The 15,697-nt window shown below is 70.6% G+C and carries 16 protein-coding genes and 2 pseudogenes; 12 read left to right on the plus strand and 6 right to left on the minus strand.

Features of this window, described 5'->3' with window-relative positions:
• The first annotated feature begins 15 nt into the window (after window positions 1-15).
• The 6 genes from ACWD3E_RS40615 (at window position 16) to ACWD3E_RS40640 (ending at window position 4,727) form a co-directional block, all read left to right on the plus strand.
• The gene (locus ACWD3E_RS40615; protein ID WP_451392504.1) at window positions 16-624 is read left to right on the plus strand and encodes an ATP-binding protein; all 609 of its coding nucleotides are present in this window, start codon (window positions 16-18) and stop codon (window positions 622-624) included.
• Between the two features lie 125 nt (window positions 625-749).
• Complete coding sequence (locus ACWD3E_RS40620) at window positions 750-1,568, plus strand: polysaccharide deacetylase family protein (RefSeq protein ID WP_451392505.1); 819 nt, start codon at window positions 750-752, stop codon at window positions 1,566-1,568.
• Window positions 1,568-2,776 (plus strand): YVTN family beta-propeller repeat protein, encoded by a 1,209-nt coding sequence (locus ACWD3E_RS40625; RefSeq protein ID WP_451392506.1) that lies wholly within the window; start codon window positions 1,568-1,570, stop codon window positions 2,774-2,776. The genes ACWD3E_RS40620 and ACWD3E_RS40625 overlap by 1 nt, the downstream gene beginning before the upstream one ends.
• Before the next feature lie 97 nt (window positions 2,777-2,873).
• Window positions 2,874-3,473: an ADP-ribosyltransferase gene (locus ACWD3E_RS40630; protein ID WP_451392507.1), complete on the plus strand. Its 600-nt coding sequence runs from the start codon at window positions 2,874-2,876 to the stop codon at window positions 3,471-3,473.
• Window positions 3,474-3,542: 69 nt separating this feature from the next.
• Window positions 3,543-4,454 (plus strand): helix-turn-helix domain-containing protein, encoded by a 912-nt coding sequence (locus ACWD3E_RS40635; RefSeq protein ID WP_451392508.1) that lies wholly within the window; start codon window positions 3,543-3,545, stop codon window positions 4,452-4,454.
• 60 nt (window positions 4,455-4,514) lie between these two features.
• On the plus strand, window positions 4,515-4,727 hold the full coding sequence (locus ACWD3E_RS40640; RefSeq protein WP_451392509.1) for an EF-hand domain-containing protein: 213 nt from the start codon (window positions 4,515-4,517) through the stop codon (window positions 4,725-4,727).
• 22 nt (window positions 4,728-4,749) lie between these two features.
• Here ACWD3E_RS40640 and ACWD3E_RS40645 read toward each other — a convergent pair whose 3' ends face one another.
• Window positions 4,750-5,673, minus strand: a complete 924-nt coding sequence (locus ACWD3E_RS40645; protein WP_451392510.1) for an AraC family transcriptional regulator — start codon at window positions 5,671-5,673, stop codon at window positions 4,750-4,752.
• A 101-nt stretch (window positions 5,674-5,774) separates the two neighbouring features.
• Between ACWD3E_RS40645 and ACWD3E_RS40650 the strand changes: the two genes are divergently transcribed.
• On the plus strand, window positions 5,775-6,767 hold the full coding sequence (locus ACWD3E_RS40650) for a zinc-dependent alcohol dehydrogenase family protein (RefSeq protein WP_451392511.1): 993 nt from the start codon (window positions 5,775-5,777) through the stop codon (window positions 6,765-6,767).
• A gap of 108 nt (window positions 6,768-6,875) precedes the next feature.
• On the plus strand, window positions 6,876-7,538 hold the full coding sequence (locus tag ACWD3E_RS40655; protein WP_451392512.1) for an NADPH-dependent F420 reductase: 663 nt from the start codon (window positions 6,876-6,878) through the stop codon (window positions 7,536-7,538).
• Window positions 7,539-7,563: 25 nt separating this feature from the next.
• Here ACWD3E_RS40655 and ACWD3E_RS40660 read toward each other — a convergent pair whose 3' ends face one another.
• The 3 genes from ACWD3E_RS40660 to ACWD3E_RS40670 form a co-directional block, all read right to left on the minus strand.
• Complete coding sequence (locus ACWD3E_RS40660; RefSeq protein ID WP_451392513.1) at window positions 7,564-8,118, minus strand: GH25 family lysozyme; 555 nt, start codon at window positions 8,116-8,118, stop codon at window positions 7,564-7,566.
• A 110-nt stretch (window positions 8,119-8,228) separates the two neighbouring features.
• On the minus strand, window positions 8,229-9,254 hold the full coding sequence (locus tag ACWD3E_RS40665) for a phosphatidylinositol-specific phospholipase C domain-containing protein (RefSeq protein ID WP_451392514.1): 1,026 nt from the start codon (window positions 9,252-9,254) through the stop codon (window positions 8,229-8,231).
• Window positions 9,255-9,440: 186 nt separating this feature from the next.
• Window positions 9,441-10,913 carry a polysaccharide biosynthesis tyrosine autokinase gene (locus ACWD3E_RS40670; RefSeq protein ID WP_451392515.1) on the minus strand — a complete coding sequence of 491 codons (1,473 nt, stop codon included), beginning with the start codon at window positions 10,911-10,913 and terminating at the stop codon, window positions 9,441-9,443.
• A gap of 344 nt (window positions 10,914-11,257) precedes the next feature.
• Here ACWD3E_RS40670 and ACWD3E_RS40675 point away from each other — a divergent pair, with 344 nt between their 5' ends.
• The 4 genes from ACWD3E_RS40675 to ACWD3E_RS40690 all read left to right on the plus strand — a co-directional run bounded on the left by ACWD3E_RS40675 (window position 11,258) and on the right by ACWD3E_RS40690 (window position 15,213).
• Window positions 11,258-12,007, plus strand: a complete 750-nt coding sequence (locus tag ACWD3E_RS40675) for an LPXTG cell wall anchor domain-containing protein (RefSeq protein ID WP_451392516.1) — start codon at window positions 11,258-11,260, stop codon at window positions 12,005-12,007.
• A 91-nt stretch (window positions 12,008-12,098) separates the two neighbouring features.
• A complete protein-coding gene (locus tag ACWD3E_RS40680) occupies window positions 12,099-12,896 on the plus strand; it encodes a glutaminyl-peptide cyclotransferase (protein WP_451392517.1) in 798 nt (265 codons plus the stop codon).
• 245 nt (window positions 12,897-13,141) lie between these two features.
• On the plus strand, window positions 13,142-14,278 hold the full coding sequence (locus tag ACWD3E_RS40685; RefSeq protein WP_451392518.1) for a glycosyltransferase: 1,137 nt from the start codon (window positions 13,142-13,144) through the stop codon (window positions 14,276-14,278).
• Window positions 14,275-15,213, plus strand: coding sequence for an NAD-dependent epimerase/dehydratase family protein (locus tag ACWD3E_RS40690; protein WP_451392519.1), 939 nt, complete (start codon window positions 14,275-14,277; stop codon window positions 15,211-15,213). The genes ACWD3E_RS40685 and ACWD3E_RS40690 overlap by 4 nt, the downstream gene beginning before the upstream one ends.
• 83 nt (window positions 15,214-15,296) lie before the next feature.
• On the opposite strand, the pseudogene ACWD3E_RS40695 reads toward ACWD3E_RS40690, so the two are convergent.
• Window positions 15,297-15,404: pseudogene (locus ACWD3E_RS40695) on the minus strand (IS481 family transposase); the annotation flags it as partial.
• Window positions 15,405-15,603: 199 nt separating this feature from the next.
• Window positions 15,604-15,697: pseudogene (locus ACWD3E_RS40700) on the minus strand (transcriptional regulator); the annotation flags it as partial.

A 15,697-nucleotide genomic window follows, 5' to 3' on the forward strand; every position in this document is an offset into this window, starting at 1 on the left:
ACGCCAGACGTTGTCATGTCGTCGGCATATGCCGATCGACCGGCCCGGAACGGGGGCGTGCGAGGGGCGCATTCCTCCGGAACGGCCCCGAAGACGGCTCCGGACGGCCATCATGGGGGCATGGCGGGGCTGGAGGGCATCGAACAGCCACGGGGACACAGCCGTGCGACCGCGGCACGCTGGTCGCCGGCGGTCGAGGACGAACATGCGCTCAAGGCGCTCGAACTGTTCGGCAACCCGACGGAGGCGGAGGTGCCGCTGCCGTCCCGCCCGGAGTCGGCGGCCACCGCGCGCCGGCTGGCCCAGGTCGTGGTGCTGCGCCACTGGCGGCTGACGCCCAAGCTGACCGAGGATGCGGTCTTACTCGTCTCCGAACTCGTCGGCAATGCCGTACGGCACACCGGCGCCCGCGTCTTCGGGCTGCGCATGCGCCGCCGTCCCGGCTGGATCCGCGTCGAGGTCCGTGACCCCTCCCGAGGTCTGCCCTGCCTTATGCCGGTTCAGGAACTGGATGTCAGCGGGCGCGGCCTGTTCCTGGTGGACAAGCTCTCCGACCGCTGGGGGGTCGACCTGCTGCCGCGCGGTAAGACGACCTGGTTCGAGATGCGGGTCGCCGACCGCTGAACGGCCGCTGGGCGAGCGCTGGGCGAGCGCTGAATACGGCCGCCCGGGACGCCTTGTGTGTGCCGCGACCCGAAAATGTCCCCCAATCGGGGCAATCGGCCGTTTTCTTACCTAACGCCCCTTAAATGGTACGGGTGACCACGACCAACCGACGCGGGATGCTGCGCACGGGCGCGAAGCTCGTCGCCGGGGGCGCGCTCGCCGCCGGTTGCGGCGGCGCCCCGGCCGCCACCCCGCACGCCACCACGACCTCCGCGCGGCAGGGCTCCGGCCCGTCCACCCCCGCGTCAGGCCACCCCGCGGCCACGACCCGCACGGCCCCCGCCCCCCGCGCCTACCCCGGGCAGCCCGCGCAGATCAGCCACGGCCCGCGGACCCGCCCCCAGGTCGCCCTCACCTTCCACGGCCAGGGGGACCCGGCGCTCGCCCACTCCCTGCTCACCACGGCCGAGCGGCGCGGCGCCCGGCTCACCGTCCTCGCCGTCGGCAGCTGGCTGGACGAACACCCCGACGTCGCCCGCCGCATCCTCGACGGCGGCCATGACCTCGGCAACCACACCCAGCGGCACATCGCCGTCAACTCCCTCTCCGCAGCCGAGGCCCGCAAGGAGATCACCGACTGCGCCGACCGCCTCAGGCGGCTCACCGGATCCATCGGCACCTGGTTCCGTCCCTCCCGTGCCCCGACCGCCACCCCGCTCGTTGCCAGGCTGGCCCGCACCGCCGGCTACCCGCACGTGCTGTCGTACGACGTCGACTCCCTCGACTACACCCGCCCCGGCGCCCCCGCCATCACCCGCAAGGTCCTCGCCGAGGTGCGGGGCGGGTCGGTGGTGAGCCTGCACTTCGGGTACCCGGACACGGTCGCCGCCCTGCCCGAGGTCCTCCACGAACTCGACCGCCGCGGACTGCGCGCGGTCGCCACCACGGAGCTGCTGAGCTGATGCGATCCACGAAAGCCGTCCGCCGAGCCGCCCGCCTGCTGGCCGCCGGTGCCGCTCTCACCGCCCTGACGCTGCTGTCCGCGTGCAGCGGGGGCTCCCATGCCCACGAGAACGAGGCCCTCGGCAGCAAGGCGCCGGTCCGGCCGCAGGTGGGCAAGCAGCCGGCGAACGCCGCGGCAGGCCTGTCCGGGATGCCTCCCGTGCTGGACCCGAAGGACGTCTACGCCGCCGACCGGCCGAACCAACTCTCGCCCGTGGTCAGGGACTTCCCCTCCCGGGTGTACGTCCCCAACACCAACTCCAACACCGTCACGGTCATCGACCCGAAGACGTACCGGATCCTGGAGACCATCCCGGTCGGCCGCCAGCCCCAGCACGTGGTGCCCTCCTGGGACCTGAAGACGCTCTGGGTCAACAACGACCTCGGCAACAGCCTGACCCCCATCGACCCGAGAACCGGCCGGGCCGGCAGACCGGTCGAGGTGCACGACCCGTACAACCTGTACTTCACGCCCGACGGCAAGTACGCCGTCGTCATGGCCTCCATGGACCGCGCCCTCGTCTTCCGCGACGCGCACACCATGGAGGTCGTGAAGTCCGTGCCCGTCAGCTGCTACGGCGTCAACCACGCCGACTTCTCCCTCGACGGCCGCTACTTCATCGTCTCCTGCGAGTTCAGCGGCGAGCTCCTCAAGGTCGACACCGCGAGGATGAAGGTCGTCGGAAAGCAGAAGCTGCCGTTCCGCGGCGCCATGCCGCAGGACGTCAAGGTCTCACCCGACGGCAAGCGGTTCTACATCGCCGACATGATGGCCGACGGCGTGTGGATCCTGAACGGCGACACCTTCGAGCGCCCCCGCTTCCTCGCCACCGGCAGGGGCGCCCACGGCCTGTACGTCAGCCGGGACTCCCGCGAGATGTACATCTCCAACCGGGGCGAAGGGACCATCTCCGTCTTCGACTTCCCCCAAGGCCGGCTCACCGAGAAGTGGCGCCTGCCCGGCGGCGGCAGCCCCGACATGGGCGGCGTCTCGGCCGACGGCAAGGTGCTGTGGCTTTCGGGCCGGTACAACGCCGAGGTCTACGCCATCGACACCCGCACCGGCAGGCTCCTGGCCCGCATCAGGGTCGGCAGCGGCCCCCACGGCCTCGCCGTCTACCCCCAGCCCGGCCGCTACTCCCTCGGCCACACCGGCATCTTCCGCTGACCGCACGGCAGTCGGAGCGAACGGAGCGGACGCAGACACGCCGCCGATCGAGTGGTGATCCACGACGGGCAGCCGTCGAACCCACATCGTGCTGCCTATGATCACCACTCGTCTCGGGCGGCGTGCCGCTGCCGCCGTCCTCTCCCTCGCCGCCGTCCTCGCGACCACGGCCGCCGCACCGACCACGGCGGCGCCCGCCAAGGCCGCCGCCCGCGCCTGTCCCCAGTTCGAGGACAAGATCAAGGCCGCCGCCGACCGCCGGGTCGAGGTCGGCCGCATCACCCCGAACCCCGTCTGGCGCACCACCTGCGGCACGCTCTACCGCAGCGACAGCCGGTCGCCCTCGATCATCTTCGAGGAGGGCTTCCTGCCCAAGGACGTGGTCAACGGCCAGTACGACGTGGAGAAGTACGTCCTGGTCAACCAGCCGTCCCCGTACGTCTCCACGACCTACGACCACGACCTGTACAAGACCTGGTACAAGTCCGGCTACAACTACTACATCGACGCCCCCGGCGGCATCGACGTGAACAAGACCATCGGCGACACCCACAAGTGGGCCGACCAGGTCGAGGTCGCCTTCCCCGGCGGGATCCTGCGGCAGTACGTCATCGGGGTCTGCCCGGTCGACAAAGCGACCAAGACCGAGATCATGGACGACTGCCAGAGCAACCCGAACTACCACCCCTGGCACTGAGCAGGTCCCGCAGGGTCTTTTCGGCCCCTCCTTGAGTCTCCACCCGCTGGAAAGCCCAGACTTCCAGCCATGACCGAAGACGGCACCGCACTCTTCACCATCGGCGAGCTGGCCCGCGCCACCGGACTGACCGTGCGCACCATCCGCTACTGGTCCGACGAGGGTGTCCTGACCCCCGTCGGCCGTTCCGCGGGCGGCTACCGGCTCTACGACGCCGCGTGCGCCGCCCGCCTGGAACTGATCCGCACCCTGCGCGAGCTGGGCCTCGGACTGGAGGACGTGCGCAGGGTGCTGGCGGGGGAGCGGACGGTCGCCGAGGTCGCGGCCACGCACGTCGCCGCCCTGGACGCGCAGATCAGGTCGCTGAAGGTGACGCGGGCGGTGCTGTCGTCCGTGGCGCGGCGCGGTTCCACCGCGGAGGAGATGACCCTGATGAACAAACTCGCCCGCCTGTCCGCCGCCGAGCGCCAGCGGATCATGGAGGAGTTCGTCGAGGAGATCCTGCACGGGCTCGACAACGTCGACCCGGACGTCCGGGAACGGATGCGGGCGACCGCCGTAGACCTGGCGGAGAACCCGACGCCCGAGCAGGTCGACGCCTGGGTGGAGCTGGCCGAGCTGCTCCAGGACCTGGAGTTCCGGGCACAGATGCGCCGCGCACTCGAGTACAACGCCGCCGACCGGCAGCCCGGGGCGCCGGGCGGACGGTCCCTGTGGTTCGCCAAGCGGCTGGTGGAACTGGCGGCCCCGGCCCGGGAGCGCGGCCTCGATCCCGCGGCGCCCGAGGCCGAGGAGGTGCTGCGGGAACTCTTCGGCGACGTCGACCTGAGCGCCGCACTGGACCGCATGACGGCCGGGTTCAACGACCGGGTCGCCCGCTACCGCGAACTGGTCGCCATCGTGAACCGGCAGCCCATGCCTCCGCACGCCGAGGACTTCGCATGGGTGGTCGCCGCACTGCGTGCTCACGCGGGCCGTTAATCTGACCAGCGTCAGTACGCCTGCACGGCACAAGAAACACGAACAAAAGGGGCGGATCCGGTGGCGGACATCGAGGAAGCACGCAAGCAGTTCGAGCGGATCGACGCGAACGGTGACGGTTTCATCACCGCCGCCGAGTTCAAGCACGCGCTGGCTCAGGAGGGTGACTGGAACGTCACCGAGACGGTCGCCGCGGCCATCATCAAGACCCGCGACCTCAACGGCGACCAGGTTCTGTCGTTCGACGAGTTCTGGGCCTACCTGAACAAGTGACGCGGAGGCGCCGGGGCGGCCGTCAGGCCGCCCGCCTGCGGTACTGCCCCGGCGCCACCCCGTACTCCCGCTTGAAGGCCTTGGCGAAGGCGAACTCCGACGCGTAGCCGATGCGCTGGGAGATCTCCCGCAGGGAGAGGTCGTCGTGGCGCAGCAGGCGGCCCGCCGTCGTCATGCGCCACCAGGTCAGATACGCCAGCGGCGGCTCGCCCACCAGCGCCGTGAACCGGCGCGCGAAGGCCGCGCGGGACAGCCCCGCCGCGGTGCCGAGCTCCGCCACCGTCCAGGCGTGGGCCGGGTCGCCGTGGATCGCGCGCAGCGCCGCCGCGACCGCCGGGTCGGCCAGCGCGCCCGCCCAGCCCCGGGCCCGCCCGGCGGCCCGCTCGCTCTCCCACCACGCCCGCAGGATGTACAGCAGCAGGGTGTCCAGCAGCGACGTGATGATCGCGTCGGTGCCCGGCGCCTCCTCCTCCAGCTCCATCCCGAGCAACTCCACCGCCGCCCGCAGCGAGCGATGGGTGCCCACCCGGGCGGGCAGGTGCACGACCTCCGGCAGCTCCCCGAGCAGCCGGCGGGAGCGGTCGCGGTCGAACCGGTAGATGCCGCACAGCGTGACCGTGTCCGGGCAGCCCGGCCTCGGCTCACCGCGGTCCGGACCTCCGCTCCAGGTGCCGTCGGGCAGCAGCCGTACTTCCTGCGCCGGTACACCGGGCGCGCTGACCAGGGCGTGCCCCTGTCCGCGCGGAAGGAAGACGACGTCCCCGGGAGCCAGCGCGAGCGGCTCGCCCTCGGCCGGGATCAGCCAGGCAGAACCGCGCAGCACCACATGGAACCCGGCCTCCTGCGAATCCTCCCAACGCGTGCCCCAGGGAGCGAACTTGTCGTTCCGGGAGGAATGCGGGCGCCCGGTGCGCATGGCGGCGACGACGTCGCTGAGTACGTCCATGTCACCACCGTAGCCGGGCAGTTGGCGAAGCGAGACGCACGGACATGAACCGGAGACCGGAGGACATGGAGCGTCTTCGCTCGGGACCATAGCGTCGAGGCATGACGAACACCGCACGCACTGTGCTCTTCCACGAACTCGGCGGCCCCGACGTGCTCACCATCGAGGACGTCGAACTGCGCGCCCCGGGCCCGGACGAGGTCCTGGTGAAGGTCGAGGCGCTGGGCCTCAACCGCGCCGAGGCCCTCTTCCGCGCGGGCACCTACTACTACCAGCCCACCCTGCCCGCCTCCCGCAACGGCTACGAGGCGGCCGGCGAGGTCGAGGCGGTGGGCGAGGGCGTGACCGCCTTCGCGCCGGGCGACAAGGTCCTCTCCGCCGCCAACTTCGAACTCAGCACCCACGGGGTCCACGCCGAGCGCGTCGTCCTGCCCGCCGACGCGCTCGTGCCCCGCCCCGCCGGAGTCGACGCGGTCACCGGCGCCGCCGCCTGGCTGACCTACACCACGGCCTACGGCGCCCTGGTCGAGCGGGCCGGGCTGGAGCCGGGACACCAGGTGCTGATCACCGGCGCGTCCAGTGGGGTCGGTACGGCCGCGATCCAGGTCGCCCGGCGGGCCGGCGCCGTCCCGATCGCCACCACCCGCACGCAGGCCAAGCGGCAGCAGCTGCTCGACCTCGGCGCCGAGCATGTGATCGTCAGCGAGGACGAGGACGTGGTGAAGGAGGCCCGCCGGCTGACCGGCGGCCGGGGCGTGGACATCGTCCTGGACGCGATCGGCGGCCCCGGCTTCAACGCGCTCGGCGACGCGGTCACCTGGGACGGCAGCCTGGTCAGCTACGGCTGGCTGGACGAACAGCCCATCCTGCTGCCCCGGAACTGGCCGCTCACCGTCCACGGGTACGCCAACTTCGTCCTCACCGGCACACCGGAGGGCCGTCGGCGCGGCGCCCACTACCTCGGCGCCGGACTCACCGACGGCACCCTGCGCCCGGTCGTCGCCGAGGTCTTCGACGGCCTCGACCGGATCCGGGACGCCCACCGGCTGATGGAGTCCAACCGGCACACGGGCAAGATCGTCGTACGGGTCTGAGCCGGTTCACCCGATCGCCACAGTCGCCGGAATAGCCGTCGCCCCGCCGGGGTTGACGCTCACCACGGGAAACATGCACGTGCATGAGTCACCTCTGGAGGGTCTGTCATGAAGATCGGCATCATCGGCGCGGGCAACATCGGCGGCAACCTCACCCGGCGGCTCACCGCCCTCGGCCACGACGTCTCCGTCGCCAACTCGCGCGGCCCCGAGACGCTGAAGGAACTGGCCGAGGAGACCGGCGCGACCGCCGTCCTGGCCGCGGACGCGGCGAAGGGCGCCGAGGTCGTCGTCGTCACCGTCCCGCTGAAGGCGGTCCCGAAGCTCCCCGCCGGCCTGCTGGACGGCGCGGCCGAGGGCGTCGCCGTGATCGACACCGGCAACTACTACCCGCGGGAGCGGGACGGCCGGATCGCCGGGATCGAGGACGAGGGCCTCACCGAGAGCCGCTGGACCGAGCGGCACCTCGGCCACCCGGTGATCAAGGCCTTCAACGGCACCTACGCCGAGGACATCCTGGACCGCCCCCGCCCCGCAGGCGACCCCGGCCGGCTGGCCCTCCCGGTCGCCGGCGACGACGCGGCGGCCAAGGCCAAGGTCCGCGACCTGATCGACGAACTGGGCTTCGACACGGTCGACTCGGGCGGCATCGACGACTCCTGGCGCCAGCAGCCCGGCACCCCGGTGTACGGCCTCCGGGAAGGCACGGCGGCCGTACAGAAGGCCCTCGCCGAGGCGCCCCGGGAACGCCCGGCGGAGTTCCGGGCGTAGCCGGGCCCGGCCGGCGGGTTCCGGGTTACGGAGCGGCCCACCCGCGGAGGTCGTCCATGTCCGCGAAGTGGGCCACGTCCTTGTCGTGCGGCTGGGAGGTGTACTGGTGGAACCGCCAGTGCGCCTTGATGCGGGGCTTGCCGGCGGTGACGTAGTCGGCGATCCAGAGGCCGTCGCCGGCGTACGAGGTGGTGTCGATGTTGAGCCAGAAGTCGCGGCTGCAGTAGAGGAGGACGCGGTTGTCCGGCCGCAGGTGCTTCAGCTTCCGGATGAAGGCGTCCTTCTCCGCGTTGGTCGCGTGCGTGCCGTCGGCGGTGGTCTCCCAGTCGACGGCGAGGATGTCGCCCGGCCGTTCCGGGGCGTGCTGGAGGAAGTACTCGGCCTGGGCGGTGAGGTTGCCGGGCCACAGGAAGTGGTAGAAGCCGACGACCAGTCGCGCCTCGCGGGCGGTAGCGGTCTGGTGCGCGAGTCTGGGGTTGACGTACGAACGGCCCTCCGTCGCCTTGATGAAGGCGAAGGAGAGGCCGTCCGTGCTGTACGAGGAGGACTGGAACGAGCTGACGTCGATGCCGTGGAGCATGGCGGACTCCGTAAATGCCAGTGGGGTGACAGGAGTTGACTGCTGTATGCCCCACCTTGGCACGAAGGATCCCTCCGCACCCCGGAAACGTCGACTTCGGAACGGAGTACTCAGCTTCGGGTGGTCACCGAACTCAGCACCGACGCCGATTTCGCCGACCAGTCCGAGGTGATGAGACTCGCGTGGTCCTTCGCCAACAGGGCGAGTCGGGCGGCGACTTCGCCGTCGCTGGGGTTGGTGGAGGAGATGGCCGGGGACACGCCGTCGGCGCCCGTCATGATCAGGATGTAGTGGTTCGCGGAGTAGAACGCCGTGTTGTAGCCGCCGTTCACGTACGTCGCCGCGTCCCCGTCGAAGAACACGAACCAGGGCCGGATCGAGGCGTCGTAACGACTGGTACGCGGGTCGCCGTTCTCGGCGCCCAGAACGGCCGGGAAGGCCTCGGCGGAGGAGATGTTGCCGGCGGCGTACAAGTCCCGCAGATGGTCCCCGTACTCCTCGTCCGTCCAGTAGCTGTCGAACGGGTTGGCCTGCTCCACCGTGCCCGGGATCAGCTCGAACAGAAACTTGCCCTTGAGGGAGTCACGGGAGGGCCAGGCGTTGGCCTTGGACGCCGCGTCCAGGGAGGCGTAGGTCCCGCCCAGCAGATCCGCCGGCTTGAAGACGCTGCTGCCGAGCTTCTGCGACACGAGCGAGTCGAACGCGGCAGGTCCGAGGCCCGCCTTGTTGTTGAAGCCGACCTTCATCTCGACCTTGACGACGATCGGCGGGTGGTCGGGGTGGAGCTGGTTCCAGGCCGCCATGTTGTCCAGGCAGCTGCCCAGATCCTGGTTGCGGCTCTTGCTGTACAGCTCGGCCGGGGTCTTCGCGGCCTCGCAGTTGTTGTCGTTGCCCCACGGATTGCTGTGACTGACCCGCCACCGGTGGCTGATCGTGTCGACGTACACGTCCAGCTCCAGCAGCGAGGCTCCCGAGTCCAACGCCTGTGCGAAGTAGGTGTACTTGGCCTTGTCGTACGCGTTGTGCGTTCCGATGGCCGTCGTCTCGGAGAGTTTCGGCGACGCCGCGCGGGCGTGTGCCGGTACCGCTACCAACAGAGCGGCGGCGCCCACCAGCGCCGCCAGCCGTCTCACCATGCGAGCCGAGCGCATGCTCAAGTCCCCCCTGCTGTGGTCGAGTTGGCCGCAGCGTAGGGGCAAACAGTTACTGTGCGGTAGCCCCTGGAGGAACATCAGCCGCCCGCGGGCCGCTCGGCGGGCCGCCGTGGCCGCCACCACTGCGTCACAACGCAGACGGCACCAGGCGCACGAACGGGATCCGGGTCAGGTCCGGCTCGCACGACGCGCGTCCGCGGGTGCGCCTGCCTTGCCCCGGGAGGCCGAGGCGCGAGGCGGGGGCAGCTCGCCGTACTGCCCGTACTGCCCGTACCTGCCGTAGTGGTTGCCCTTGGGGACCGGAGCCATGCTGAAGACGGTGCCGAGGATGCGAACGCCCACGCGGTCCAGCGATGCCGCGGCGGTGCGAACCTGGTCCCGGCTGGTCTTGGCGGCGCGGACGACGAGCAGCGCGCCCTGGGTGAGCGACGCGAGCCCGATGGTGTCGGCGACCGGCAACAGCGGCGCCGTGTCGACGATCACGACCTCATAGGTGTCCGCGAGTTCACGCAGCACCTCTTCCATGCGCGCCGAGGCGAGCAACTCCGTCGGGTTCGGCGGCACGGCGCCGGCGGCGAGCACCGAGAGGCGGGCCGCGGCCTGCTGCATCACGTCCTGGATGCGGGCCTGGCCGATGAGCACCGTGGTCAGACCCGCGTCCTGGACGAGGCCGAAGGTCGAGGCCACGCACGGGCGGCGCAGATCACCGTCCACCAGGCAGGTGGAGACGCCGGCCTCGGCGAGCGAGAGGGCCAGGTTCACCGCGGTGTTGGTCTTGCCCTCACCGGGCACCGAACTCGTCACGGCGATGATCCTGGGCCGGTCGTCGACCTGTGAGAACTGCAGATTGGTGCGCAGCTTACGGAAGGCCTCGGCGCGCTTGGAGTGCCCGTCGGCACCGGCGAGGGGCCGCTTGGGGGCGCTCTTGTCGTACGGGATGGTGGCGAGGCCCGGCAGCGTCAGCAGCTTGCCCAGCGCCTCGCTGGTCTTGAGCGTGGTGTCGAGGGTCTCGCGCAGGGCGACCGCTCCGGCACCGAGCAGCAGGCCGCCGATCACCCCTGCGGCCAGGTTCAGCAGGGGGCGGGGCGAGACCGGCCCGGTGGGGGCGGCGGCTTCCTGGGTGATGCCCAGCGAAACGGGTGATGTTGCGGCCGTGTCGTCGGGTCGGCCCTTTCCGGGCGGCGCCGGGACAGGGTTGTGCTTGGGCGTCTCCAGTCGTTCGACGACCGCGCTGAACCGCTCCGCCACGGCGTTTGCGATGCGTGCCGCCCGGCCGGGTGCGGTGTCCCGGACCGCGATGTCGATGAGTACGGTGTTGAGCGGGGCGGAGGCGGTGATCCGCGATGCCAACTCCTCGGGTGTCATCCGCAGTCCCAGTTCCCTCACCACGGGCCTGGTCACCTGACGCGTCGTCACGATCGCCGCGTAGGACTGCACACGTGCCTGCGAGAAGCTCTGCCCCTGGTTCAGCTGGGTGGAATCGTCGCCACTGCGGGTGGCGACGAAGAGCTGGGTCCTGGCCTCATAGACGGGGGTGCTCAACCAGGTCGCGGCGAGTGCCGCTCCGATCGAGAGCGCCAGGCAGACCGCGACGGTCGGCCAGCGTCTGGCAAGAGCCTTCAGGAATCCGTGGAGATCCACGCTGTACCCCTCGTAGGACCGGAGGGAACGGCCGGAATCGGACAGTCCGTTCCCTGTTGCGCGCAGCAGACGATAGGGACTCGCGTGCTCCGGGAGGGGCAGCCACCCCCATGTCGGCCTGTCGATTGACCCGAGCGGCACAAAGAGGCCGGATGCCCCGCCGGTGCGACGGTGTGAGCCATCGAGAAGAGGGAGGACTAATCCTTCGGGTGACTCCTGGGCGCCACCACGTTAGTTGGCTCGGATATGTCTCATCTATTCGATATGTCCAAAACTTGAGGTCCGCACCCCGAGTCCGGCCGGCGCCACCGTCCGGGCCGAGCCGACGAGAGTGAGTGAAGAAAATGACGACAACGCCCAGATGGCGCGCCGCGCTGGCATCGGCAGCATGTGCTGCCGTGCTCGTCGCCGCACCGCTGGCAGCAGCCCAGACCACCTACGCGCAACCGTACCCGCCCACGTCGACGCTCCTGTCCGTCAGTAGCAACGACGTGACACCCGGAGCCGCGGTGAGCTTCGCGACCGGCACCATCTTCGGCCCGGGGGCGAGCGTCACGGTGTTCCTGGAATCAACGCCGGTCGTCATCGGCCGATTCGTGGCCGATAGCAACGGGGCGGTGTCGGGAACGGTGACCATCCCGAATCCGTGCCCGCCCGGCTGGCATGTCTTCCGGGTTCACGCGGACAATCCCGACCGCAGCGCCGCCGTCAGCATCTACGTGGAGGATGGCTCAACCCCGCCCCCTTCGAGCCCGCCCCCGACGAGCCCGCCCCCTTCGAGCCCGCCTCCGACGAGCCCGCCCCCGACACACACCCCGCCCCCGACACACACCCCGCCCCCTCACACCCCGCCTCCGACACACACTCCGCCCCCTACGCATCATCCGAAGCCGGAACCGTCACACCACGGTGGACACCACGAAAACGGCGGGGACGACGGACGCAACCCCGGCCACCCGGGACGGTCCTCGCACCAGGACAGCCTCGCGAACACGGGCAGCGACGAGGGCACGACCCTGGGCGCCGCCGCAGCGGCACTCCTCGTGACGGGTAGTGGCACCATGCTGGTCATGCGTCGTCGTCGCAGGTCATGACGCTGCTGAACCTCCGCACGGCGGAATCACGGCGCCCCGGCTTCGGCCGGGGCGCCGTACGCCGCCGTGCCGAAGGGGAGGGGAGCGTGCGGTGCGTCAGCGCCTGCGGCGGCTGAAGGCTCTGGCGCTCGCGGCTGCGCTTACGTTCGGAGCCTGCGGCGCCGGACAGCGGGCGGACGGTGGCGCCCACACGGTCGAGCGTCTGCGGGTCAAGGTGCTCCAAGTCCTGCCGCACGACCCCGCGGCCTTCACCGAGGGCCTTGAGATGGCCGACGGCACACTCTACGAGAGCACCGGGCTGTCCGCCCGGTCCTCCCTGCGCGCCGGGCCCCCCGGCAAACCGCCCCAGGTGCGCGCCGAGTTGCCCGCACCGCTCTTCGGTGAGGGGATCACGCTGCTCGGCCGGACCCTGTGGCAGCTGACCTGGCGGGACCGGATCGCCATCGAGCGCGACGCCAAGACGCTCGCGGAGCTGCGCCGTGTCCCGTATCCGGACGATGGTTGGGGTGTGTGCCTTCAGCGGGCACGGCACCGACTGGTGACGAGCGACGGTTCGGCACGGCTGACGTTCCGTGACCCCGGGACGCTCGCGAGGACGGGTGAGGTCGTTGTGACCGACGGGGGCAGCCCGGTGACGGAGCTGAACGAACTGGAGTGCGTCGGAGCCGCCGTGTACGCCAACGTGCTTTTCAGCGAGCGGATCGTGCGCATCGATCCCGCGACCGGAGCGGTGACGGCGAAAGTCGACGCGTCGGGACTGCTGCGCGGCGACGAACTCGTCCCGGGGGCCACGCTGAACGGCATCGCGGCCGTCCCTGGAACGGATCAGTTTCTGATCACTGGCAAGTTCTGGCCCAAAATGTTCCGCGTGCTGTTCGTCCCGGCCTGACGGGAAATCAGCGGGCCGAGTACGTCAGGGCCGAGTACGCCATAGGTGTGGTGCTCCTTTTGCCGGACGGCACGTCGCCCTCGCCTCCTCGGCCCGTCCTGCCAGCATGGCTGCCCGTCGTGATCATGAATCGGCGCCCGCCCAGTGGTTGGCCAGGAACGCAGTGAGGCTGAATGGTGATTGCCCGGCGCCGCAGGGTCGGCCCTCCATCGTCCCGTATCCGGGTGATGAGGGTCATCGCGAGAATGAACGTGGGCGGTCCGGCCCTCCAGGTCTCCGCGCTGATGCGCGGGCTCGACCCCGAGTTGTTCGATCACCGCCTCTACGCCGGGTTCGTGGGCCCGGGCGAAGCCGACTACGTGGATCAGCGGGCCCCCGATGTCCAGGTCCACCGGGTACCCACCCTGGGCCGGGCCGTGCGGCCCACCGACGACCTGCGTGCGCTGGCCGAACTGTCCACTGCCATGCGCCGGTTCCGACCGCACATCGTGCACACGCACACCGCCAAGGCCGGCGCACTCGGCCGTGCCGCGGCCCTGCTCGCGCGGGTGCCGGTACGCGTGCACACCTTCCACGGCCACCTCCTGCACGGCTACTTCACACCGGCGAAGACGCGGCTGGTGGTACACGCCGAACGCAGCCTGGCAGCCATGACCGATCGGCTGGTGGCGGTGGGGTGCAGCGTCCGTGACGACCTCCTGGCCGCTGGAATCGGCCGGCCCCGGCAGTACGCCGTGGTCCCGCCCGGCACGAGGCTGGCCGTGTCGCCATCGCGCTCGCAGGCACGCGAGCAGCTCGGCCTGCCGCAGGACTGCCCCGTCGTGGCGTATGTCGGGCGAGTGACGAGGGTCAAGCGGCCCGACCGATTCCTGTCGGTGGCCCGAGAGGTGCGCCGCGCCGTGCCGGACGCCCGGTTCCTCGTGTGCGGGGAGGGAGACCTGCACGGTGACCTGGAAACAGCCGTCGATCTGCGCGAGTCGCTGCATCTGCTGGGCTGGCGCGGCGATGTGGAGACCGTGTACGCCGCCGCGGATCTGGTGCTGCTCACCTCGGACAACGAAGGTATGCCGGTCAGCCTCATCGAGGCGGGCCTCGCCGGCCTGCCGGCCGTGGCCACGAACGTGGGCAGCGTGGCAGAGGTGGTACAGGACGGACACACCGGGTTTCTGGCTGCCACCGACGCCCATGACCTCACCCGCCACGTCGTCAGGCTCCTGAGCGACGACCGGCTCCGCCACCGAATGGGACAGCAGGCCCGCTCCTGGACGACACGGCAGTTCGGGGCCGAGCGCCTGGTCCAGAACACCCACGACCTGTACGCCTCCATCGCCGAAGCACGCGGCTGGTGGCCGACAGCCCTAACGAAAGGCGTGAATCGTTGAACGTTGTAGTGACTGGAGGCGCCGGGTTCATCGGATCGAACCTCTGCCGCGAGCTGGCCTCCCGGGCTTCCATCGGCAAGGTCGTCGCCCTGGACGACCTGAGCACCGGTTCCGCGGCCAATCTCGCGGGCATGGACGTGGAACTGATCGAGGGCAGCATCCTCGACCGGGACCTGGTCGACCACGTGGTGGCAGGGGCCGACGCCGTGGTCCATCTGGCCGCGCGACCGTCCGTGCCGCGTTCCCTGGCGGATCCGTTCGCCAGCCATGAGGTCAACGCCACCGGCACGGTACGCGTACTTGAGGCGTGCCGCCGCCGGAACACCCATCTGGTCGTCGCGTCGTCCTCCTCCGTGTACGGCTCGATCGCCGACCTGCCCAAGCACGAAGACCTGCCACCCCGACCACTCAGCCCCTACGCGGCCAGCAAACTCGCGGCCGAGGCCTATGCGCTCGCCTACGGAACGGCCTTCGGCCTGCCGACTCTCGCTTTCCGCTTCTTCAACGTCTACGGCCCGCTGCAGCCTGCGGGACATGCCTACGCCGCGGTCGTTCCGGCCTTCATCGATGCGGCACTGCGCGGTCGACCGCTGACGGTCTTCGGGGACGGCCACCAGACCCGCGACTTCACCTACGTCGGCACGGTCGCACGGGTGCTCGCCGACGCCGTCCTGCGGAAGGTGACCTGCGCCAGCCCGGTCAACCTGGCCTTCGGCACCCGGGTCAGCATCCTGGAACTCGCGCACCACCTGGCCAAGGCGCTGGAGCTGGCGGTCGAGATCCGTCATGAGGCACCCCGCCGTGGTGACGTGCGGGACTCCCAGGCCGACGACGGGATGCTCCGCAGCCTCTTCACGGGCCTGGAGGCGGTTCCGCTGGAACGGGGCCTGGCCGAGACCGTCCGGTGGTTCCGCTCCCTGCCGGCGTACGCCTAGGGCCTCTCGTTTGGATCACGCCGGGCTCGCGGGGCCTGATCCAAGCGAAAGACCCTGGGTCGCGGTAGGTATCGCGCACTGCGGGCCTCGCGGCCGGGGACTCTGTGGCCGCCGCCGTCGGGGATGCGGCCGAGCTTCTTGATATCGATGTGGACCAACTCACCAGGGTGGGCACGTTCGTAGCGGCGGACGGGCCCGCCATCGGTCGTGTTCGGCCCTGGCCTGAGCGGCCCGCTGCGGTGTTCGTGCCGCAGGGCCACGGCCTTGTCCCCGACGGCGGCCGGTGTGCGGCGCGGCTGGTGGTACGGACTGGAGCGGTCCAGCATCCCGGCCGGACCCGGCAGCCCGCAGCGCGGCGCCTCACGGGCTCTGCGCACCACAGCCCGGCGGCTCCGCCGTCTGCAACAGCCCGCTGATGCTGTTGCAGACGTATAACCCGATCTCAACCGCCTGCGCCTCCAGCTTCCCCAGCTCCCGGACCTTC

This window comes from Streptomyces sp. NPDC002676 (assembly GCF_053592455.1).